We start from the raw sequence: 20,344 nt of genomic DNA, 5'->3' as shown, positions 1-20,344 counted from the left end.
TTCATGCCCTGGCATCTGGATACTGGCATCTGGCTACCGATCATCCGCCGGAGACCGGCGGCAGAAACGCGACCTCGTCGCCGTCGTTGATCGTCGCGGAAAACTTCGAATAATCCGCGTTGACCGCGCACGAGATCGATTTCCCGTACGGCGACAGCTCGGGGTACTCGGCCACCAGGCCCGCCCACAGGGCGCCGACCGTGGCGCCGCTCGGGGCTTCGCGCGCCAGCTCGCCAGTGCCGGCGATGTCGCGCAGACGGGCAAACAGCCGGATCGTTACGCGCATGCGATCTTCAGCGCCTGGGTGCGCGCCTCGGTGTTGTCGGGATCGGCCGTGGCGCCCTCAATCCACACGTCGCCACCCTCGAAGTATTCGTGCTTCCAGATCGGCACGATCTGCTTGATCCGTTCGATCGCGTAGCGCGATGCCGCAAACGCATCAGCGCGATGCGGCGAGGCAGCGGCGATCGCGACGCTGGCTTCGCCGATTTCCATTCGGCCCGTGCGGTGATGAATGGCCAGCCGCACCGCCGGCCACTGGGCTGCCGCTTCCGTCACGATCAGGTCCAGGCCGCGCCGCGCCAACGCCTCGTACGCTTCGTACTCGAGATGCAGGACGCGCCGCCCCAGGTTGTGATCGCGCACCAGCCCGATGAACGTCACCACCGCGCCAATGCCCGACGTGTCGAGGGCGCGCACGAGGGCGTCGGTGTCGAGCGGCGCCGTGGTGATGGCGGTCAGCGGGACCATGTCAGCCCTTCAGTATAGCTTCCAGAAGTGATTGAGCGGCCGGTGGCCGCCCCCCAGGGGAACGCCCGGATGCATGGCGCCGGCGACATATGCCTTGGCCTCGCGCACGGCGTCGACCAGGTTCGCACCCTTCGCCAGGTGCGCGGCAATCGCCGCCGCGAACGTGCACCCGGTGCCGTGCGTGTTCCGACCCTCGATGCGGGGGCCGACAAACTCGTGGAACTCGCCGCGCTCGAGCAGCACATCGACGATTTCGGGTCCGGCGAGGTGCCCGCCCTTGATCACGACCGCCGCCGGCTTGAGCGTGGCGATGCGGCGCGCCGCTTCGCGCATGTCGGCGACCGACCGGATCGGCATCTTCGCCAGGACTTCGGCCTCGGGAATATTGGGGGTCACCACGCGGGCGAGGCGCAGCAGCGTCCAGCGCACGGCGTGCACCGCTTCCTCATCGAGCAGGTGATCCCCACTCTTGGCCACCATCACCGGGTCGACCACCAGGTTGGGCAAGTCGAATGACTCGACGGCCGCGGCCACCGCCTCCACGATCTGGGACGTCGCCAGCATGCCGGTCTTGACCGCCTGGCACCCGATGTCGCCCGCCACCGCCTCGATTTGCGCGGTCACGAAGTCGTCCGGCACGACGTGGATGCCGGTGACGCCCAGCGTGTTTTGCGCCGTCAGCGCCGTAATCGCCGAGGTGCCATAGACGCCGTGGGCGGCAAATGTCTTCAAATCGGCCTGGATGCCGGCACCGCCGCCAGAATCGGACCCGGCGATGGTCAGGGCGGCGGGCATAGTAGAATTCCGTGTCATGACATCACGTCCCCAGGTTTCGCACGCATCCACAATTCTCGATCAGGTCAGCATGCGCGCGGGCTCCGCCAGCGTGTGGACCGGCGTGCAGGTGCTCTCGGTTGCCTTCGTGGCGGTGCTGACGGCGGCGGCGGCGCAGCTCAGCTTTCCGCTGCCGTTCACGCCCGTGCCGTTTACCATCCAGCCGATGGTCGTGCTCATCGGCGCGGCGGTCCTCGGGTCCCGTCTCGGCGCCCTCAGCCAGATCCTTTATCTCACGCTTGGCCTTGCCGGCCTGCCGGTGTTTGCGTTCTCGCCTGAGCTGCCGCAGGGCTTCCTGCGGCTCTTGGGCCCGACCGGCGGGTACCTGATGGCCTATCCGGCCGCGGCGTTTCTCACCGGGTTGCTGGCCGAGCGCGGCCTTGACCGTCGTTACCTGTCGTCGATCCTGGCCATGGCCGCCGGCCTGTCGGTGATCTTCGCCGGTGGCGTGTTGTGGCTGGCGAACGGCATCGGCATGACTGCGGCACTGGCGATCGGCCTCTACCCGTTCGTGATCGTCGACGTGATCAAGATGGTCGCGGCGGGACTGGTGCTGCCGAGCGCCTGGAAGTTCCTCGGCGCCCGCTAGTTACTTCCCGAAGATCAGGAAGTACTGATACGGCAGGAAGGGCTCCTGGCGCACCAGCCGGAGCCCCGCCTTGGCCGCGTCTTTCACGACCACGTCCGGGCTCACGCGCTCCTCGGGTGACGGTCCCGGCCCCGTCCCATCCAGCCTGAAGTCGATGACGCCGATTCGCCCGTTCGGCTTGAGCGCGCGCGCCAGGTTGGCGAGCATGGTCACGCGGTCTTCCACCTCGTGATAGGCGTCGACGATCAGGATCGCATCCATGGCCCCGGCCCGCAGGCGCGGATCGCTGTTCTGCCCGTGCACCGCGCGGACATTGGTCAGTCCCTCACGCTGCACCCGGCGGGTAATGGCGTTGATCATCTCGGTCTGGACGTCTTCGGCGTAAACCAGGCCCTGCGGACCCACGCGGCGGGCGAGCCGGATGGTGAACCAGCCGCTGCCGGCGCCAATGTCGGCCACCACTGAGGCCTCGGCAATGCCCATGGCGTCCATGATCTGATCCGGCCGCTGCCAGAGGTCGCGGTCGGGCGCCTCGAGCAGGCCGAGATCAGAGGGCGGAAACAGCCGGCCGTGGCTTGGACTTTGCGGCGACGCAGGGGTCGCCAGCAAGAGCAACGCCGCCACGGCCGTCTTCAGCTTCACACCGCATGATGGGGTCTGACCCCCAATTTCACCAAACAGTGGATTGGGGGCAGTCGTTTCCGAGATTGGCGCGCCAGAATTGGGCCGTTTCCGAGACGTTCGTCTCGGCGACCGGCCGAAGCCAGTCACGACGACTGACCCCAATCCACAAAATTGTGAAATTGGGGGTCAGACCCCAGTCGGCGCGATTTCAGTCGGCGCGGAGCGCCGACATGGGGTCTACGCGCGTCGCCTGGCGGGCGGGGAGCCAGGTGGCCACCAGGGCGACCAGGCCGAGCGCCGTCACCACGGCGGCGTAGGTGAGCGGATCGAATGGGCTGACGCCGAACAGCAACGAGCTGAGCAGGCGCATCAGCAGCGAGGCCGACACCAGGCCGACCACCAGGCCGATGCCGGCGAGTGCGACGCCGCGGCTGATGAACATGCGCTGCACCGTGCCGCCGTGCGCGCCGAGCGCCATGCGGATGCCGATCTCGCGGCGCCGCTGCGACACGATGTAGGCGATCACACCGTAGATGCCAACCACGCCGAGCAACAGCGTGACCGCAGCGGCAATACCGAGGATCACCAGCACGAACGACGTCTGCGCCATCGACTCGTCGTAAATCTGCGACAGCGTGCGCACGCGCGCGAGCGGCAGGTTGGGGTTGAGGCTCCACACCGCGCGCTGCACTTCCGGCAGGAAGGTGCTCGATTGCAACCGCGACGAGCGGATCGCATACGCCAGCGATCGCTGGATATACGGCTGGTTGTCGAAGCCGGTCGTCAAGATCGGCCAGTAAACCATCGTCGGCGAGGGCTGCGTCGCGCCATCCTGCCGGTCGTCGCCGACGACGCCGACGATTTCAATCCAGGGCGACTGCGACGAACGGCGAATGCGCCGGCCGACCGCTCGTGACGGGTCCTTCCAGTACTCGCGCGCCAGGTTGTCGCTGATCAGCGCAACGGGCGCCGAGGTGTGGACGTCGCGCCACGTCAGGTCCCGCCCGGCGACAATGTGATTGCCCATCGCGGCGAAGTAGCCTTCGCCGATGTACTTGTGACGCCGCAACGTCGGGATCTGCCCTTCGGGAGCCGGGAAGTCCTCGACCCAGACCGGATCGTTGTTGTTGTTCCCGTCCATCGGCAACGAAGAGGTGGTGCCAACCGACACCACGCCAGGCACCGCCTCGATGCGGCGCACGATCTGCTCGTGCAGTTGTGCCACCTGTCCGGCGTTGCTGACCACGGCCTGGGGAATCGAAATGCGCAGTGTGAGCACTTCTTCCGGCTTGGTAAAGCCCGGCGGCACGTCGCGAATGGCGAGGAACGTGCGCACCATCAGGCCAGACGCCACCAGCAGGATGGCCGCCAGCGCGACCTGGGCCACCACGAACGTGTTGCGCGCGCGATGCCGCTCGCGGCCTTCACTCGACCCGCGCGAGCTGTCCTTGAGCGCGGCCGCGAGATGGGGCCTCGCATACTTCAGCACCGGGATCGCGCCGAACAGCAGGCCCGCCACGAGCGACAGGCCGAGGGTGAACACCAGCACGACGGGATCCAGGGTGATCTCGTTCAGGCGCGGCAGTTGCGCCGGCTGCAGGTAGACGAGCAACTGGATGCCGCCGTAGGCCAGGCCCACGCCGAGCACGCCGCCCAGCATGGCGACCAGCAGCGATTCCGACATCAGCTCCCACGCGACCCGGCGCGCCGAGCCGCCGAGCGCCAGGCGCACGGCCAGCTCCTGCTGGCGTCCTTCGGCGCGCACCAGGAACAGGTTGGCGACATTGGCGCAGGCGACGAGCAGCACGAGTGCGACCGTGCCGAGCATCAACCACAGCATGCTGCCGATGTCGCCCACCACGTCCACCTCGAGCGGACGAACCAGGCTCCCGAATTTCGCCTCTTCGAACATCTTCTGGGTGAAGCCCGGCGGCAACGGGAAGCGCTCTGTCAACGTCGGCAGCAGCCGTTCGACATCCGCGTTGGCCTGGGCGATCGACGTGTCCGGCTTGAGCCGCGCGATGCCCTGATAGCTGAAGCCGGCCGCATGGATTTCGGTGCGGTTGAACTGGAACGTGACGAAGAGCGACGGGTTCTGATCCAGGAAGCGGAAGCCCTCGGGCAGCACGCCGATCACCTCGTGCGCCCGGCCGTTGAGCATCAGTGACTGTCCAATCGCCGCCGGACTGCTGCTGAACACCCGCTCCCAATAACGATGCGAGAGCATCACCACATCGGGGCCGGTCGGCAGGTCATCCTCGCGGCTGAAGCCACGACCGAGCGCGGGCCGCACGCCGAGCACGCCCAGCGTGCCGTCGGTGACGTTCATCGTCTGCACCTGCTCCGGCTCGCCGCGGCCGGTGACCGTGGCCGAGCCGTTGCTCCACAGCCCGATGTCCTCGAACACCTGCGCGCTGTCGCGATACATGAAGTAGGTGGCGGCCGACTGATTGAGCGGCCCCGCCATCACCCCTGGGGCCACATGCCACACCGCCACCAGCGAGGCCGGCTGGTGATACGGCAGCGGTTTGAGGATGATGCCGTTGACGACGCTGAAAATCAGGGCGTTGGCGCCAATCGCGGCGCCCACCGTCATGACCGCGGTCAGAGCGAAAGCTGGGCTCTTGAAGAGGCGGCGCAGGGCGAGTTTCACCCTCAGTGAGACGATGGCGGAGGGTGGGAAGTTCGCCTAAACTGTGCAGATATGCTCCCCAGCTTCTTCGATTCCGTGGTCGCGCTGATTGTGAAGACCTCCACGGACCTGCCGCCCGACGTGCGGGCGGCCATGCGGCACGCCCGCGACACCGAGGCGGCCGACTCGCGCGCCGGCCAGGCGCTCAGCATCATCAGCCAGAACATCGACCAGGCGGCCGAAGTCGAGGGGGCCATTTGCCAGGACACCGGCATGCCGACCTTCGAGGTGAAGACCCCGGTCGGCGTGAACCAGATCCTGCTCAAGAAGCAGATCAAGGACGCCATTGCGGAGGCCACCAGGCGCGGCAAGCTGCGCCCCAACTCGGTTGATTCGCTGACCGGCGAGAACAGCGGCAACAACCTGGGCCCCGGCACGCCGGTAATTCACTTCGAGCAGTGGGAGCGCGACGACATCGAGGTGAAGCTGCTGCTGAAGGGCGGCGGCTGCGAGAACATGAACGCGCAGTACTCGCTGCCGGCCGAGCTGCCGCACCTCGGCCGCGCCGACCGCACCATGGAGGGCGTGCGCAAGTGCATTCTCCACGCGGTGTGGAACGCGCAGGGCAAGGGCTGCGCCCCGGGCGCCATCGGCGTGTGCATTGGCGGCGACCGCACCAGCGGCTATGTCGAGGCCAAGCAGCAGCTGTTCCGCAGCCTCGACGACCTCAACCCCGACGCGCGGCTCGCCGAGCTCGAGGCCGAGATCATGCGCACCGTGAACACGCTCGGCATCGGCCCCATGGGCTTTGGCGGCCGCATCTCGCTGATTGGCTGCAAGGTCGGCGCGCAGAACCGCCTGCCGGCAAGCTTCTTCGTGTCGGTCGCGTACGACTGCTGGGCCTATCGCCGGCTGGGCGTAACGCTCGACGGCGCCACCGGGGCGATCAAGGAATGGATCTATCGGGATCCGTCGGTGCCGACCATTCCGATGATGGACCAGGCCGGTTTCAAGCGCACCGGCCGCGAGGTGGTGCTGCGCGCGCCGATCGACGAGGCCACCATCCGGTCCCTCAAGGTCGGCGACGTCGTGCTGATCAGCGGCCAGGCTTACACGGGCCGCGATGCAGTGCACCATCACCTGGCGAGTCACGCGCCGCCGGTGGACCTGAACGGCGGGGTGATTTATCACTGCGGCCCCGTGGTGGCGAAGCAGGACGACGGGTCATGGAAGGTGACTGCGGCGGGGCCGACCACCAGCATCCGCGAGGAGCCGTATCAGGCCGACATCATCGGCAAGTACGGCATTCGCGTGGTGATGGGCAAGGGCGGGATGGGCGGCAAGACGCTGGCCGGCCTGAAGCAGCACGGGGCGGTCTACCTCAACGCCATCGGCGGGGCTGCACAGTTCTACGCGCGCTGTATTGACCGGGTGGAGGGGGTGTCGCTGCTCGAGTTTGGAACTCCTGAGGCCATGTGGCATCTACAACTTAGGGACTTCCCAGCGATCGTGACCATGGACGCCCACGGCAACAGCCTGCACAAGGACCTGGAGCAGGACTCGGCGGGGCACCTGGCCGAACTGGCAGAAGCAAGGTTTTAGGCGAATTCGAGGGATTTCTCGGCGGCCCGCCGTCGCTTGGGGAATACCGGCCGAGCTATGGCGAGGTCCCGCCGTAGCCCGGCGTGCTTTTAATCCGGGCGTAGGCGGAATAAACTAGGATTAATCATGAATACAGAGACGCACACCCTCACCCCGACCGCGCCCCCGATGACCGACCCGATGATCACGGTCACCGAATCGGCAGCCGGCAAGATCCGCGAACTGCTCGCCGAAGAGGGCAAGCTCGAAAGCGGCCTGCGCGTGTTCGTGCAGGGCGGTGGCTGCTCGGGCTTCCAGTACGGCCTGATGATCGAAGAGAGCGGCGGCGTCGGCGACCAGCTGTTCGAGTCGAACGGCGTGCGCCTGTTCGTCGACCCGGTGAGTGTCAGCTACCTGAAGGGCGCCGAAGTGGATTTCGTCGACACCATCACCGGCGGCGGCTTCACCATCAAGAACCCCAACGCCACCTCGACCTGTGGCTGCGGCTCGTCCTTCAGCGCGTAAAGGGGCTGCCATGGCCACCCCGGCGGCCATCCCGGATCTCGATCGGCTGCGACCGGCCGGCACGAAACGTTCGAGCAAGCGCGACCTGATCGTCAACGTGTTCCTCAAGCAGGAGGGACACTTGAGCGCCGACGATCTGGTGGTGCTGATCAAGCGCGAGGACGAGCGGATCAGCCGGGCCACGGTCTATCGCACCCTGCAGTGGATGGAAGAGGCGGGGATCGCCCGCAAGGTCGACTTCGGCGAGGGCCGCTTCCGCTTCGAGCACTCGTACCGGCATCCCCGGCACTTTCACCTGATCTGCAAGACCTGCAACCGCTCGTACGAGTTTCTCAGCTCCGACATCGAGTCGCTGGTCGAAGAAGTGGCGGCAGCCCGCGCGTTCACGGCGCGGCAGAGCGTCGTCCAGGTCTACGGCACCTGCGATGCGTGCACGACCGGGCGCGCGCCGGAAGAGCCCTCCAACTCCGAACTGCTGTTCGCGCGCGATGCGCTGCGCATTGCGATTGCCACGGAGCGCAGCGGCATGGAGTTTTACGGCAGTGGCGTGAAGCTGGTCAAGGATCCGCGGGCCCGCGAGATCTTCCGCAAGCTGGCCACCGAGGAAGTGCACCACCTGAAGACCCTCGAGGCGCGCTACGACGCGCTGCTCAAGCAGGATCCGCTGCTCGAGTCGCGGCCGACGTTCCTGTTCTTCAAGGGCGCGGCCAACGGCCTGTTTGCCGCCGGCACCGATCAACTGCGCCGCGACGGGGTCGACGACCTCGAGGCCTATCGCATCGGCATTCGCTGCGAGCGCGGGTCGCACCGCTTCTTCAAGCGCTACGGCGAACGCTTCGAAGACTCGGAAGGCAAGCAGGTCTTCCTGGATTTCGCCGAAGAAGAACGCGAGCACCTGGAGCTGCTAATCCGCGAGTACCGAGCCCTCGTCAAACGGCAGCGCGCCACCGGACACAAACCACTTGGCGCGCCGAAGCGTCCGCGCGGAGGCGGGCGAGCCAAAGCGCGCTCGCGCGCTGCGGGTCGCTGATTTGGGGATTTGGCGATCTGGTGATTTGGGGATTTTGGGACTTTGGGATTTCGTGACACGCGTTAGCCAAATCGCCACGTCGCGAGATCATCAGATCGCAAAATCATCGTGATCGATCTCCATCTCCACACCACCGCGTCCGACGGCCGCCTGACGCCGCCCCAGTTGGTGGCGCGAGTCGCCGCCGCCGGCATCGCCACCATGAGCGTGACCGATCACGACACGGTCGCGGCGTTGGCCGAGGCCGGGGTCGAGGCGGCGGCCCGCGGCATTCGGCTGATCCCCGGCATCGAGATCACCTCGGTCGCCGAGGAGCGCGACGTTCACATGCTGGGCTACTTCTTCGATCCGGCCAGCCCGGCGCTGTTGACATTTCTCGAGGGGCAGCGCGCCGAGCGCGTGGCGCGCGTCCGCGAGATTGGCGCGCGGTTGGCCACGCTCGGCATGCCCGTGGACGTCGAGTCGATGGTCACCGCCGCGGCGACGCGGCCGGGCACCTCGATTGGGCGGCCACAGGTGGCGCGCGCGCTGGTTGCCGCCGGCCATGTCGCGTCGGTGGCCGAGGCCTTCGAACGCTGGCTGGCGACGGGCCTGCCGGCCTTCGTGCCGCGCACCGGCCCGAGCCCGGCCACGGTCGTGGCGGCCATTCATGCGGCCGGCGGTGTGGCGTCGTTCGCGCATCCGGCCGTGACCAGGCGCGATGCGCTGATCGGCCCGCTGGCGGAGTCGGGGCTCGATGCCATCGAGGTCTATCACTCGGATCACCTGCCGGAAGACGTGCAGTTGTATCGCGGGCTCGCGCAGCGGCTGGGCCTGCTCGTCAGCGGCGGCTCCGACTTTCATGGCGACCCTTCGACTCACCAGGGGGACTCGCTCCCGGCCAGTCCCCCTGGTTCGCTCAGGGCAGGAGGCGGGGCGCGCTCGCATCGCAATACCCTGGGCGCCATCCTGTTGCCTCCCGACGACCTGGCGGCGCTCGAGCAGCGCGCCAACGCCCGGCGCCCGTCGTGAGCGGCACACCATCACTGCTGGCTGTTCAGGACCTGGTCAAGGACTACCAGGGACTCAGGCCGTTGCGCATGACGTCGCTGGCGCTGGCACCAGGAGAGGTGCTGGCCGTCAGTGGACTTGATGCCCTGGCCGCCGAGACCTTCGTGCACCTCGTGACCGGCGCAGCGCTACCCGACGCGGGCGACATCGTCTTGTTCGGCCAGAACACCCGGACGATTGCCGATATCAACGCGTGGCTCACGTCGCTGGACCGGCTCGGCATGGTCACCTCACGCGGCATCGTGGTCGAGATGTTCTCGGTGCTGCAGAACATCGCGTTGTCGTTCACGCTCGAAGTTGATCCGATCGACCCGGTCGTGCTGCCGCAGGTCACGGCGCTGGCTCGCGAGGTGGGGATCGCGGCAGCGGACTTCGACGTTCCCGCCGGCCGCGCCCGTCCTGACACTCACATGCGGGTGCACCTGGCCCGCGCCCTGGCGCTCGGGCCACAGTTGCTAATCGCCGAGCATCCGTCCGCCAGCCTGCCGCGAGACACCGTGGCGGGGTTTGGCGCCGACCTCGCCCGCCTCGCCCGCTCCCGCGGCCTGGCGCTGCTGGTGCTGACTGCCGACGCCGAGCTCGTCAAGGCAATTGGCGGCCGCCGCGTCGAGCTGGTGGGGGCGACCGGCGAGCTGAAGCCGGTCGGGTTCTTGAAAAAGTTGTTCTCCTGACCTCCTAATCTCCTGTGAAAACTCCCGCCCTCGTTCTATTCGATATTGATGGCACGCTGCTGCTGAGCGGCCGTGCCGGGATGCGCGCCATGACGCGCGCCTTTGCCACCACCTTTGGCGTGGCCGACGGCTTCACGCACGCGTCATTTGGCGGCCGGACCGATTCGTTTCTCCTGTCGCAGGCGCTGCAGGCGGCCGGCCTGCCCGACACGGCCGAGAACCACGCGCGCTTCCGCGACACGTACCTGCCGCTGCTCGAGGAAGAGATCCAGCACGAAGGCACGGGCCACAAGGGACTGATGCCTGGGGCCCGCGAGCTGGTCGAGGCGCTGGGCGAGTATGACCACCTGCACCTGGCCCTGCTGACCGGCAACTACCGCGCGGCGGCCGAGATCAAGCTGACCTATTTCGAGTTGTGGGACTTCTTCGAATGGGGTGCCTTCAGCGACGATGCCGCGGATCGCAATGCGCTGGTGCCAATCGCGCGGCAGCGTGCCGAGACCTACGACGTGCCGGCCGAAGCGCTCGAGCGCGTCATCGTCATTGGCGACACGCCGCATGACATCGAGTGCGCGCGCGTCGCCGGGGCGCAGTGCCTTGCAGTGGCGACGGGTGGACACTCGGTTGACGAGCTGGCCGCCGCCGGCGCGGACTTCGTGCTGGCAGATCTAGCCGATACCGAGAAGGTGTTAGCGCTGTTGGTGTGAAGGTTGGCGGAAGCGCCTGGGAGTCGAACCCAGCCTGCCCCACAAGGAGGCAGCGACCGATTTTGAAGACCGGGAGGGCCACCGGGCCCCGTTCACTTCCGCTCCGATCATATCAGTCCGCTATCCCCAGCCAGTAGGCGATCAACCGCTGCGTCTCGAACAACGTGAACCGCAGCGTGCCACGCTGCCGCCACCAGCCGTCCGCGTCGGTCCGGTCGTAGCGCGATGCGCGGAGGATCACCTGCCCGCCGGTCGTCGCGACGCGACGGTTCATTACCAGCCTGGCGCGCCGCGTGTGCTGCTTCGACGTCACGACGATCACCCGCGACCAGTTCCTGGCCACGACGATGTCGCGCAGCGCGTCGGCTTCGTCCTTGGTGCTGTTCTGTTGGCCCAGGATCTCGATGGCCGCCAGCGGCACGCCCAGCCTGGTCAGCACGTCCACCTGCACGTCAATTTCCCGGTGGTACTGCACGCCGCGCCGCTGCAACTCCACCTCGCCATCGTCCGCAATCTGCCGCATCAGCAGCATTCGCGGCGCCCACCCTTCGTGATACAGGTCCACGGCCTCGAGCGGACGCTCGAACATGGTGCCGCCCAGCACGAAGATGGCGTCGGCTTTCTGCAGGGGATCTTCGACGACGAGCCAGCCGCCCAGGCGCGGCGCGGCAACGGCGACCAGAACGAGGAAGAGTGCCGCGACGGCGGCCAGGCGAACAAGGATACGTTTCAAGGCGACGAACTCCGGCCCCACCCGTCTGGGGCCGGCCTTACTCTACCCCTCAACGAGCCGCACGTCTCCTGCGCGAGGGCCCTTCTGGGATTCCTCGATGACGAACTCGACGCGCTGTCCTTCGCGCAGCAGTTCAAACACCGCCCCGCGAACGGAACTGCGGTGGAAGAAATGCTCCAGGCCGGATTCATCACGAATGAATCCGAAACCCTTGTCGATAAGGAGCCGTGCGATTGTTCCGGTCGGCATAACCTGTCCTCCGATGAACCGAAGCCTGTAGGAAACGCCCTCCAGGCCGCCGCACCCACGATACCGGTGGTATCAAAAATGAGGCCGATTACACTGTGGCCACTGGCAAGGGGGCACGAAAACGGGGCCAGTGTAGGCAGGTCAACAATGGGAAGTCAAGTATACGTCTCAGATTGTAACGGTGTTTACCCAGCTCGAGCGTTCGGCGCTCCATTGCAGGTTTTTGAACGGGAAATGCGATGATTCGCGCCATCGTGCTGGCTGCCGGCGCCTCGTCCAGAATGGGCCAGGCCAAGGCCGCGCTACCTTTAGGGACAACCGGAGACACAGTGCTGTCGCGGGTCGTGACCACCTTGCTGGCGGCCGGTCTCCCCAGTGTGGCCGTGGTCGCCGGCGCGCACATTGATGCCGTTCGCGCTGCGATGCCAGCCTTTGAACCGCGCGCGCGGGTGGTCGAGCACCTGGGCTGGGCCGAGGGGCAGCTGTCGTCGCTGCTGGCGGGGCTGGCCGCCGTGGATGACCCCCAACTCGAGGCGATCCTGGTCACCCTGGTGGACGTGCCGCTCGTGCGGCCCGCCTCGGTCGCCGCCATTGTCGCCGCCTGGCGAGAGTCGCGGGCGCCGATTGTACGGCCGGTCCACCCTTCGACTACGCTCAGGGCAGGTGGCGCGCGCCATGGCCATCCCGTGATTTTCGATCGCGCCGTGTTCGATGACCTGCGCTCGGCCGATCCGCGGATCGGCGCAAAGGCGATCTTTGCCGCGCACGCGTCGCGGCGGCTCGACGTGCCGGTCGAGGACGCGGGCGCGTATCTCGACATCGACACGCCCGACGAGTATCGATCCGTACTGAAGCGCTCAGAAGGTAACTAGACGTTCTTCACTACGCCGTTGAGACCCTGGGGAAAGAAGCCGCCGGCGGCGGCGAAAGGCGTCCCGGTGCGATAGAGCACGGCCAGCGCCTGGCTCGCGCTGCGAACGTTGCAGAGGCCTTCGCTGTCGACGTTGAAGTGCCGGCCCCCGGCCGCCGGTGGCGGCGGCACGTCGAGCGCATCGAAGCGGGTGACGACCAGGCCGCGTTCCGAGACAAGGCTCCGGAACGTGTTCGCGTGCTGGGCTTCGGCGAGGGCCAGGCCCACCGCGGTGGCCCTCATCCGGGGATCACCGATCAGGCTGCTCACGCCCAGGTACGACGTCATCACCAGATCCTCGAACATTCGTGCGAGTGCGAGAAACTCGGCTTCGGACCGGAACCCGGTGCCCATGGCCTCGAGGTTGATGGCCGGCTTCGCGACGGCCAGGGGACCCAGCCGATCGCGCAAGGTCTTCACGTGGGCCCGTTCGTCGGCGGCCAGTTGCGTCACTACCTCGTGCAGGCGGGGCTCGAAGGGGATCGCGGCGCCGCCAACAGTATCGCCGGTGGTCCCGACGCCGCTAGTGGCGACGCTGTAGTCCCCGATCCGCCGGCCGCTGATGGCGACGGTATAGAACTCGGCCTGCAGGTAGTCCAGGTTCAGGATGAAATTCAGGATGTCGGTGTCGGAGATCAGCCGCGGCTCGCGCGATGGCTGTTCTTGAGCGTGGGCCGCGCGGGTGGCAACCAACGACCCGATTCCGGCGCTCAACCCCCTACAGGCGAACTCGCGACGATTGATTCCCGCTTGTTTTCCCGCCATGACTCTTCAGTCATGAACGGGAGCAAGGGGCGTGCCACTAGCGACAGACGGGCTGGACGCCCTGGCCGCGAATTTGCGCGAACACCTTCGTCGTGGCATCACCGTGGTTGCAGCCATTCAAGCGATAGCGCAGGTACTCGAGTACCCAGACCACGGCGCCCTCGTTGTTCACAAACGACGAGCCGGCGCCGCGCCTGAGATCGTCGCGGTACTTCACCTGCAGGGCATTCATGAAGTCGAGCCCTTCGTTGCGTGGCGGGAAGGGAATGGTGCCGGCCGGCGTGAGCGCGCACACCCCAAAGACCCCGGCGTTGTCGATCGCGGCGAACACGCGGGTTTGCGCCGCCGAGTGATCGCACAAGCCCACCCGGTAGCGCGCGTACTCGATCAGCCACACGACGATGCCTTCCGGATCGACGTAGGTGGTGACCTGGCCGGCGCGCAACTCGTTCTGGTACACGCCGATCAACTGGTTGAAGAAGTCGTTCGGCTCGTTGCGCGGTGGGAAGCTGACGTTCGAGGTCACGCCGCCGCCGTACAACGAGCGGCCACCGGCAATGTCGTCGGCCGTCAGCGCGTCGAGGTTGCTGATCTCCGAATTCATCAGCGCGCTGACGTTCTGGCCGTTCTCGTCGGGATGGTCGAGGCCGAGAATGTGACCGAACTCGTGCAGCGCCACGCGCATCAAGTCGTTGACCGTGGTGGTGCCCGAGGTGCGCAAGTTGCCGCGGTACGAGTTCCACGACTTGGCGTTGTTGAACACCACGTCACCCTCGATCTTGGCGCCCGTGCTGACGCGATACCAGCTCGTGGCGATCGCCAGGGTGTCGCGGTCGAACGGATCGCCGAACACCGCGGAATCGAAGAACACGCTGTTGCGGCCGTCATTCTCGGCGCGCGATGCGGTGGAGTTCGGCACAGCCGAGAACTTGACCAGGTCGATATGGGTGTTCCAGGTGGCCAGGGCATTGGTGGCCACCTGGTTCCAGCTGGTCAAGCCGTCCACCAGCGGGCTCGACGCGCTGCCCAGCTGCAGGTGCATGGTCACCGTGCCGTTCGGCCACTTGTTGGGGAGCAGCGAAAAGCCGAGCGGCGTGTCGGCGGCCGTCACGCCGAGCAGCAGCACAACCAGCGCTCCCCACAGGGTGCGGCGGCGAATGGTCGTCATTGCCGCCTCGCAGCAGTGATCTGGGCACGCACGGCGTCTGCCAGGTCGCTGAGGCGCATTGGGGTAACGGACGCGAGCGAGGCCGGCGCCCGCTGCGGCCCGATCTGCGTCACGCTGCCGAGCGCCTGCCCGTCGTGGGTGCGGACCCGGTCGACGCCGGACACCAGGTCGCGCTCGACGCGCATGCGGCCGTGCATCAATCCCACCAACGGGCTGATCCGTCTCGCTTCGCTGCCGACGAACAGCACGTCGCGCTGGCCCATGCGGAACGTGGGCATGCCGTGCACCTTCATGCCGAGATCGCCGATCTCCCCGCCCATGAATGCGAGTTGGGTGACTGTACCGACGTTCCCCTTCCAGACGGCTTCGACACGGAAGGTGACCATCGTCCTGATGACGCGCCCGGCGGGGGTGGATTCCCACGCGGCACGCACGTTCATCACCTCACCGACGAAAATAGTATTGGCACCGGATACCAACGCGTCGAAGGTGGGGGGAATAACCGTGGTCGAGCGCGCCACGCCGGTTGCCGCCAGCGTGCACAGCAAGGTCAGCAACGAGAGTCGCCGGGACAACGTGGGCCTCCTCGGGATAGAGGAAGCAAGGATAGTGCAGAAACGGCTGAGGTGCTTAGGTGCCAGGGTGCCACGGTGCTAGGTGCCAAGGTGCACCCTGGCACTCTGGCACCGTGGCACCTGTAGTTACCCGACCGTGAACGGAATGCTCGCGCGCGTGGTGCCCCAATCGATCTGGAGCGTGCCACCGGCGGCCGTGTCCTGGATCGAGATGGTGAGCTGCTCGGCGGCGGCAGGAGCGGTGCCGAGCGTCATCGGCGCGCGGCCGAGGTCTTCGCCCTTCGGGTAGGGAACGCCCCACTGACCCGTCTTCTTGCTGATCACGAGGTGCCACGTGCCACCGGTCGGAATCGTGTACAGCGTGTAGGTGCCGGCCGGCACGTGCAGCGAGCCGAACATCAGCATCTTGTCGGTCTTGAACGTGGTGGCCTCGTCTGCGCCCGTGCGCCACTCGCGGCCCTCGTACGGATCGACGTCCTTGCCGGGGGTGCGGCCCTTGAGCGAGGGACGGCCGTATTCGATCGACAGGCTGGCGCCGTCGACGGTCCACTCGACCCGCTCGTGCGGGCTGCCGGCCTTGCCGGGGTGGATCGGGGTGGTCTTCTGCGCGCTGACCGCGGCGCCGAACGCCAGCGCGGTGATCGCGACGGCCAAAACAGTTCGCTTCATTAGTTTCTCCTTCGCAAGGCCGTGCTTGGCTTTGCGTTCAACAGTGATCCATCGTAACCCGCCTGCGTAACAGGTCCAAGACCCTGCTACGCACGAGCTTAGGTCTTGCCGACGGGTGAGGCTCGCTTCCTCCTTCGCGCTTCGCGCTACGGCGGGACAGGTTGCTCGTGGGGCTCGGCGCTTTGCGCCTTGGTCGGGCTCGGGGCGCTCCGGCGCCCTCGTGGGGGACCCCATTCCCACCAGTTGATCGGGCGTACGATTGCCATCGCTGACACACGTACGATAGGATCGGCTCTCAGTCCGGGAGAAAGCATGGCAATCACCGCTTCCGATCTGCGTCAAGACATCTACCGGATTCTCGACTCGGTGCTCGACAGCGGTCAGCCGGTCGAGGTCGAGCGCCGCGGGCGCCGGTTGAAGATCGCGCCGGTGGCGGCGGCGTCCAAACTCAGCCGGCTGGTGCCGCGGACGAAGTTCTTGCGGGGCGATCCTGACGACCTCGTCTCGATCGACTGGAGCGACACCTGGCGGCCGTGATCTACCTGGACACGCACGTGGTCGCGTGGCTCTTCGCCGGCGAGCACCGGCGATTGTCGGCCGCTGGACGCCGGGCAGTGGAGGAGCACGACCTGCTCGTATCGCCAGCGGTGGTGCTGGAACTGCAGTACCTGTTCGAAACCAAGCGCACGACCACCCCGGGTAACGCCGTCATCGACGACCTGGCGGGCCGAATCGGTCTGGCGATCTGCGACCTGCCGTTTCCCCGCGTGGCACGGGAGGCCGTGGCCCAGAGTTGGACCCGAGACCCGTTCGACCGGATGATCGTGGCGCAGGCGGCGATTCGGGCCACGGGTCTCCTGACCAAAGACCGCATCATTCGCCGGCGCTATCCGCCCGCGTTCTGGTGATCCGGCCAGGCTCAGCAGGGCTCGCTTCCTCCTTCGCGCTTCGCGCTACGGCGGGACGGGTCGCTCGTGGGGCTCGGTCCGGCGGACCATCGTGGGGCTCGGGCGCTCTCGCGCCCTCGTAGGGAAAATCCCCACGAACGAAGTGAGCCCTACGAGTCGCGTCGCGACGAGCCCCCGAGCCCCACCGCGACCAGAGGCCGCGGCCTCCATGGCGGTCGCCGCCTCTCAGTCGTGACGAAGCGCAGCGACCGGACTCATCCGCGTCGCCCGGCGGGCCGGAATCACCGCCGCGACGAGCGCCACGACACCGAGAACCGCCGCGACCGCCGCCACCAAGGGCCAGTTGCTGGATCCGGCCTGCGCCACGAACGTCTTCATCAGATCTCGCGAGGCGTACGTGGCGGCTACGCCGATCGCACTGGACGCCACGATCAACCCGATCGCCCTCCGGCCGATCATCCAGCCGATGTCGCCCGCCGATGCGCCGACCGCCATGCGCACACCGATCTCCTGGGTGCGGATGGTGACGGCATGCGAGGTGATCGCGTAAAGACCGGCCGTTGACACCAGCAAGACCACCGCGCCCAGCGCGATGAACAAGCCGGCGGTCAGGTTGTGCGTGAATAACCGGACCGACATCATCTCTTCCGAGGTCTGCGGCGACACCAACGGGATGGAGTCATCAATCGCCTTCAGCTCTTCGCGCAATGTTGGCGCCAGAGCCGCGCTGATGCCGGCCGCCCGCACGATGAGATCCAGCCGCGGCAGTGCTTCGCCACGGTAGGGCACGTAGACCACCGGCGGTGCTTCCGTCACGATCGCCTGGCGGACCGACGGCGAGATGCCGACGATGGTGAGCCACACGGCGTCCTGCTCCTTGCCGATCTCGACCGCCTGAATTTGTTGACCGAGGGGATCGGTGTTGGGGAAATGCACTTCGGCGAACCGCCGGTTGACGATCGCCACGGGCGAGCCCGCGACGTCGCTGTCGGCAAAATCCCGCCCGTGCAGGACCGAAATGCCCAGCGACTGGAAGTAGCCGGCGCCCACGCTGATCACACCAATGTCGGGCCCGCCCGGGGTGCTGGTGACCGGCGCGTTTGGGAGTCCGAGACGGCGCAACGGCGACATTCCTGACAGCGGCATGAGGCTTGCGAGGCTGGCGCCCGCGATCGCCGGATTCGCGCGCAGCCGTTCGCCAAGACGGTTCACGAAACTCAGCCGCTGGTCGGCCGTCCGGTACGACGCCGGCAGCGTCAGCGTAGCGGTGACGAGGTGGTCGATGTCGAAGACGCGATCGGCGGCACGTAGCGACCACATCGTATTGATCAGGATGCCGGTGCAGACGAGCACGACCAGCGACAGCGCGATCTCCGCGACGACGAGTCCGCTGGTCCAGCGGAAGGCACGCCGCGACGTGGTGTTGCGGCCGCCCTCTTTCAGCATCTCGCTGCCGTTCGTGCGCGACAGGTGCCACGCCGGCAACAATCCAAACAGGATTGGTGTCACCAGGCATAACCCGCCCAGGAAGAGCAGCACCGGTGGGTCCATCGTCAACACGGTCCACTGCGGACGAACCGTGACGTTTCGCATCGTGTAGTCGACGAAGCGGATGCCCGCGATCGAGACAAGATAGGCCACGCCGCCTGCGGTCACGGCAAGCGCGAGGCTTTCGATCATCAGCTGGCGCACGATGCGGCCGCGGGTGGCGCCGAGCGACACGCGCAGCGCGATCTCACGCGATCGGGAGGCGGCCCTGGCCAGCAGCAGGGTCGCCGTATTCGCACACGTGACCAGCAACACCAGCGCGGCGACGAGGATCAGCGCCGGGAAGATCTGCCACCAGCCACCGTTGCTGTACTCGGCCGTGGTTACCACGCGTGGTCGAATCGTCTTGTTGGCCTCGGGGTGCAAGGTGGCATCGCGGTCGCCGACCATTGCCATCTCGGTCCGGGCCATGGCGAGCGTGGCGCCTGGCACGAGACGTCCCAGGACCGACAAGTTGCGCGTACTGCGCGGCTGAGTGTCCACCCCCGGCAACAGCGTCAGCGGCTGCCAGGCTTCCGCGATGGCTGGAAAGCTCTCGCCGGGCGGCATCACGCCGATCACGGTCGCCGCGATGTCGCCGATCAACGCGCTGCGGCCAAGAATCGCCGGGTCGCCGCCATACCGGCGCTGCCACAAGGCATGGGAAATAACCACGGTGGGCGGTGCGCCGGCCCGCTCATCTTCGGCCGTGAAGACGCGGCCCAACTGGGGCGACAGGCCAAGGATCTCGAAGGACCGTTCCGACAGGTGGTAGAGCCAGATTTGGTCGGGCGTGACGCCGTCGCCACGCAGCGTGGCTGGTCGCGAGCGATAGGCAAGCAGGTCCTTGACGGACGTGAGCTCGGCCTGCCACTCGCGGAATTCCTGGACCGAGACGCCGCCGGGGCGAGACGACTCGATGTTGCGGGTGCCGAAGGCCACCAACTCATGCCCATCCTTCACCGGCAGGTCCCGCAGCAGGAACGCGTTCACCATCGTGAACACCGTGTTCGTCGCACCGATGCCGATGCCCAGGGCGAGCACCGCAGCGGCGGTGAGCAGGGGCTCCTTGCCGAGCATCCGGATGCCGTAGCGGGCGTCCTGAGTGAGCGCATCAATCATGGGCAGACCGCGCTGGTCGCGATAGCGCTCCTTCACCTGATCCACCCCGCCGAATGCCTTCCGTGCCGCGAGCCGCGCGTCGGCGGGCGACATCCCCTGCGCGACGTAGTCGTCAGCCAGCAGGTCGAGATGCGCCTGGATCTCTTCCGACAAGCGGTCTTCGCGCTGGCGGCGAAGCACGAGATCAAGCAATCGCGAGATAAACGTCGGCATGGCAAATCACCAAATCACCAAATCCCAAAATCCCTTGCCCAAATCACCAGATCGCCAAATCACGAGATCGCGAGGTCCGCTCATGACTCCTCGAGCAACCGATTGACCGTGGCGACCGTCTGCGCCCACAAGTCGGCTTCCGCAGAGAGTTGGCGCTTACCGGCTGCCGTGATGGTGTAGAACCGGGCGCGGCGGTTGTTCTCGCTCATGCCCCAGTCGCTCTTGATCCACCCCTTCTGTTCGAGCCGCAGGAGCGCGGGATAGATGGTCCCCTGGTTCAGCGCCAGCGAACCTTGCGCCACCTGCTCAATCCGCCTGGCAATGCCGTAGCCGTGCAGCGGGCTGAGCGCCGCCAGCGTCTTGAGGACCATGAGGTCGAGGGTGCCGTAGGGGACTTCGGAATTGGGTGACATGTTGATAGGCAACAGAAGGTCTCACGACTCGTGTTGATAGTCAACAGGGAGGGGCCGGCCGAATCTTGTGGTCTCGTGATTTGGTGATTTTGGGATTTG

Annotated in this window: 23 protein-coding genes and 1 tRNA gene; 10 read left to right on the top strand and 14 right to left on the bottom strand. The window is 66.7% G+C overall.

Annotation, left to right across the window (positions count from 1 at the left end):
- Positions 1-40: 40 nt before the first annotated feature.
- The 3 genes from moaD to thiD are packed head-to-tail and all read right to left on the bottom strand — an operon-like array spanning position 41 to position 1,545.
- Entirely contained in the window at positions 41-286 is a 246-nt protein-coding gene (gene moaD, locus Q8T13_08690) for a molybdopterin converting factor subunit 1 (protein ID MDP3717822.1), read from the bottom strand.
- Positions 277-750 (bottom strand): molybdenum cofactor biosynthesis protein MoaE, encoded by a 474-nt coding sequence (locus tag Q8T13_08685; GenBank protein ID MDP3717821.1) that lies wholly within the window; start codon positions 748-750, stop codon positions 277-279. The genes moaD and Q8T13_08685 overlap by 10 nt, the downstream gene beginning before the upstream one ends.
- A gap of 9 nt (positions 751-759) precedes the next feature.
- Complete coding sequence (thiD, locus tag Q8T13_08680) at positions 760-1,545, bottom strand: bifunctional hydroxymethylpyrimidine kinase/phosphomethylpyrimidine kinase (protein ID MDP3717820.1); 786 nt, start codon at positions 1,543-1,545, stop codon at positions 760-762.
- 16 nt (positions 1,546-1,561) lie between these two features.
- Here thiD and Q8T13_08675 point away from each other — a divergent pair, with 16 nt between their 5' ends.
- A complete protein-coding gene (locus Q8T13_08675; protein MDP3717819.1) occupies positions 1,562-2,173 on the top strand; it encodes a biotin transporter BioY in 612 nt (203 codons plus the stop codon).
- Here Q8T13_08675 and Q8T13_08670 read toward each other — a convergent pair whose 3' ends face one another.
- Complete coding sequence (locus tag Q8T13_08670) at positions 2,174-2,815, bottom strand: class I SAM-dependent methyltransferase (GenBank protein MDP3717818.1); 642 nt, start codon at positions 2,813-2,815, stop codon at positions 2,174-2,176. It abuts the gene before it with no gap.
- 190 nt (positions 2,816-3,005) lie between these two features.
- Positions 3,006-5,450: an ABC transporter permease gene (locus Q8T13_08665; protein ID MDP3717817.1), complete on the bottom strand. Its 2,445-nt coding sequence runs from the start codon at positions 5,448-5,450 to the stop codon at positions 3,006-3,008.
- Positions 5,451-5,501: 51 nt separating this feature from the next.
- On the opposite strand from Q8T13_08665, the gene Q8T13_08660 reads away from it, so the two are divergent.
- The 6 genes from Q8T13_08660 to Q8T13_08635 all read left to right on the top strand — a co-directional run bounded on the left by Q8T13_08660 (position 5,502) and on the right by Q8T13_08635 (position 10,993).
- Positions 5,502-7,031 (top strand): FumA C-terminus/TtdB family hydratase beta subunit, encoded by a 1,530-nt coding sequence (locus Q8T13_08660; GenBank protein MDP3717816.1) that lies wholly within the window; start codon positions 5,502-5,504, stop codon positions 7,029-7,031.
- 126 nt (positions 7,032-7,157) lie between these two features.
- On the top strand, positions 7,158-7,535 hold the full coding sequence (gene erpA / locus Q8T13_08655; protein ID MDP3717815.1) for an iron-sulfur cluster insertion protein ErpA: 378 nt from the start codon (positions 7,158-7,160) through the stop codon (positions 7,533-7,535).
- Between the two features lie 10 nt (positions 7,536-7,545).
- The gene (locus Q8T13_08650; protein MDP3717814.1) at positions 7,546-8,565 is read left to right on the top strand and encodes a transcriptional repressor; all 1,020 of its coding nucleotides are present in this window, start codon (positions 7,546-7,548) and stop codon (positions 8,563-8,565) included.
- Between the two features lie 108 nt (positions 8,566-8,673).
- Positions 8,674-9,576 carry a PHP domain-containing protein gene (locus Q8T13_08645; protein ID MDP3717813.1) on the top strand — a complete coding sequence of 301 codons (903 nt, stop codon included), beginning with the start codon at positions 8,674-8,676 and terminating at the stop codon, positions 9,574-9,576.
- Positions 9,573-10,286, top strand: a complete 714-nt coding sequence (locus tag Q8T13_08640; protein MDP3717812.1) for a hypothetical protein — start codon at positions 9,573-9,575, stop codon at positions 10,284-10,286. Before Q8T13_08645 ends, Q8T13_08640 begins: the two co-directional genes overlap by 4 nt.
- 14 nt (positions 10,287-10,300) lie before the next feature.
- Positions 10,301-10,993 carry an HAD family hydrolase gene (locus Q8T13_08635; GenBank protein ID MDP3717811.1) on the top strand — a complete coding sequence of 231 codons (693 nt, stop codon included), beginning with the start codon at positions 10,301-10,303 and terminating at the stop codon, positions 10,991-10,993.
- A gap of 4 nt (positions 10,994-10,997) precedes the next feature.
- On the opposite strand, the gene Q8T13_08630 is transcribed toward Q8T13_08635, so the two are convergent.
- The 3 genes from Q8T13_08630 to Q8T13_08620 all read right to left on the bottom strand — a co-directional run bounded on the left by Q8T13_08630 (position 10,998) and on the right by Q8T13_08620 (position 11,975).
- Positions 10,998-11,093: transfer RNA gene (locus tag Q8T13_08630), tRNA-Sec, on the bottom strand.
- Between the two features lie 12 nt (positions 11,094-11,105).
- Positions 11,106-11,726 (bottom strand): YdcF family protein, encoded by a 621-nt coding sequence (locus Q8T13_08625; GenBank protein ID MDP3717810.1) that lies wholly within the window; start codon positions 11,724-11,726, stop codon positions 11,106-11,108.
- Positions 11,727-11,768: 42 nt separating this feature from the next.
- Complete coding sequence (locus tag Q8T13_08620; GenBank protein MDP3717809.1) at positions 11,769-11,975, bottom strand: cold shock domain-containing protein; 207 nt, start codon at positions 11,973-11,975, stop codon at positions 11,769-11,771.
- 239 nt (positions 11,976-12,214) lie between these two features.
- Between Q8T13_08620 and Q8T13_08615 the strand changes: the two genes are divergently transcribed.
- Positions 12,215-12,847: a nucleotidyltransferase family protein gene (locus Q8T13_08615; GenBank protein MDP3717808.1), complete on the top strand. Its 633-nt coding sequence runs from the start codon at positions 12,215-12,217 to the stop codon at positions 12,845-12,847.
- Here the strand turns inward: Q8T13_08615 and Q8T13_08610 are convergent.
- The 4 genes from Q8T13_08610 to Q8T13_08595 form a co-directional block, all read right to left on the bottom strand.
- The gene (locus Q8T13_08610; protein MDP3717807.1) at positions 12,844-13,578 is read right to left on the bottom strand and encodes a ferritin-like domain-containing protein; all 735 of its coding nucleotides are present in this window, start codon (positions 13,576-13,578) and stop codon (positions 12,844-12,846) included. The two genes, Q8T13_08615 and Q8T13_08610, sit on opposite strands and share 4 nt — an antisense overlap.
- Positions 13,579-13,687: 109 nt before the next feature.
- Positions 13,688-14,818 (bottom strand): matrixin family metalloprotease, encoded by a 1,131-nt coding sequence (locus Q8T13_08605; protein MDP3717806.1) that lies wholly within the window; start codon positions 14,816-14,818, stop codon positions 13,688-13,690.
- Positions 14,815-15,393, bottom strand: a complete 579-nt coding sequence (locus Q8T13_08600) for a hypothetical protein (GenBank protein MDP3717805.1) — start codon at positions 15,391-15,393, stop codon at positions 14,815-14,817. Before Q8T13_08600 ends, Q8T13_08605 begins: the two co-directional genes overlap by 4 nt.
- Positions 15,394-15,519: 126 nt before the next feature.
- Complete coding sequence (locus Q8T13_08595; GenBank protein MDP3717804.1) at positions 15,520-16,062, bottom strand: DUF2911 domain-containing protein; 543 nt, start codon at positions 16,060-16,062, stop codon at positions 15,520-15,522.
- 312 nt (positions 16,063-16,374) lie between these two features.
- On the opposite strand from Q8T13_08595, the gene Q8T13_08590 reads away from it, so the two are divergent.
- Positions 16,375-16,599, top strand: a complete 225-nt coding sequence (locus Q8T13_08590) for a type II toxin-antitoxin system Phd/YefM family antitoxin (protein ID MDP3717803.1) — start codon at positions 16,375-16,377, stop codon at positions 16,597-16,599.
- Entirely contained in the window at positions 16,596-16,970 is a 375-nt protein-coding gene (locus Q8T13_08585) for a PIN domain-containing protein (protein MDP3717802.1), read from the top strand. The genes Q8T13_08590 and Q8T13_08585 overlap by 4 nt, the downstream gene beginning before the upstream one ends.
- Before the next feature lie 225 nt (positions 16,971-17,195).
- On the opposite strand, the gene Q8T13_08580 is transcribed toward Q8T13_08585, so the two are convergent.
- Together Q8T13_08580 and Q8T13_08575 are read right to left on the bottom strand one after the other, a co-directional pair.
- Positions 17,196-19,832: an ABC transporter permease gene (locus tag Q8T13_08580; GenBank protein ID MDP3717801.1), complete on the bottom strand. Its 2,637-nt coding sequence runs from the start codon at positions 19,830-19,832 to the stop codon at positions 17,196-17,198.
- Between the two features lie 80 nt (positions 19,833-19,912).
- Positions 19,913-20,245 (bottom strand): PadR family transcriptional regulator, encoded by a 333-nt coding sequence (locus Q8T13_08575; GenBank protein MDP3717800.1) that lies wholly within the window; start codon positions 20,243-20,245, stop codon positions 19,913-19,915.
- Positions 20,246-20,344 lie beyond the last annotated feature (99 nt).

This window comes from Acidobacteriota bacterium (assembly GCA_030697165.1).
Taxonomy (GTDB): Bacteria; Acidobacteriota; Vicinamibacteria; order Vicinamibacterales; family UBA2999; genus 12-FULL-67-14b.
This window is presented reverse-complemented; position numbering and strand designations above follow the sequence as displayed.

What these genes read in the sequence shown, in the direction of transcription:
- moaD (MDP3717822.1), bottom strand. Translation starts at nt 286, where the DNA reads ATGCGCGTAACGATCCGGCTGTTTGCCCGTCTGCGCGACATCGCCGGC.
- Q8T13_08685 (MDP3717821.1), bottom strand. Translation starts at nt 750, where the DNA reads ATGGTCCCGCTGACCGCCATCACCACGGCGCCGCTCGACACCGACGCC.
- thiD (MDP3717820.1), bottom strand. Translation starts at nt 1,545, where the DNA reads ATGCCCGCCGCCCTGACCATCGCCGGGTCCGATTCTGGCGGCGGTGCC.
- Q8T13_08675 (MDP3717819.1), top strand. Translation starts at nt 1,562, where the DNA reads ATGACATCACGTCCCCAGGTTTCGCACGCATCCACAATTCTCGATCAG.
- Q8T13_08660 (MDP3717816.1), top strand. Translation starts at nt 5,502, where the DNA reads ATGCTCCCCAGCTTCTTCGATTCCGTGGTCGCGCTGATTGTGAAGACC.
- erpA (MDP3717815.1), top strand. Translation starts at nt 7,158, where the DNA reads ATGAATACAGAGACGCACACCCTCACCCCGACCGCGCCCCCGATGACC.
- Q8T13_08650 (MDP3717814.1), top strand. Translation starts at nt 7,546, where the DNA reads ATGGCCACCCCGGCGGCCATCCCGGATCTCGATCGGCTGCGACCGGCC.
- Q8T13_08620 (MDP3717809.1), bottom strand. Translation starts at nt 11,975, where the DNA reads ATGCCGACCGGAACAATCGCACGGCTCCTTATCGACAAGGGTTTCGGA.
- Q8T13_08615 (MDP3717808.1), top strand. Translation starts at nt 12,215, where the DNA reads ATGATTCGCGCCATCGTGCTGGCTGCCGGCGCCTCGTCCAGAATGGGC.
- Q8T13_08605 (MDP3717806.1), bottom strand. Translation starts at nt 14,818, where the DNA reads ATGACGACCATTCGCCGCCGCACCCTGTGGGGAGCGCTGGTTGTGCTG.
- Q8T13_08595 (MDP3717804.1), bottom strand. Translation starts at nt 16,062, where the DNA reads ATGAAGCGAACTGTTTTGGCCGTCGCGATCACCGCGCTGGCGTTCGGC.
- Q8T13_08590 (MDP3717803.1), top strand. Translation starts at nt 16,375, where the DNA reads ATGGCAATCACCGCTTCCGATCTGCGTCAAGACATCTACCGGATTCTC.
- Q8T13_08580 (MDP3717801.1), bottom strand. Translation starts at nt 19,832, where the DNA reads ATGCCGACGTTTATCTCGCGATTGCTTGATCTCGTGCTTCGCCGCCAG.
- Q8T13_08575 (MDP3717800.1), bottom strand. Translation starts at nt 20,245, where the DNA reads ATGTCACCCAATTCCGAAGTCCCCTACGGCACCCTCGACCTCATGGTC.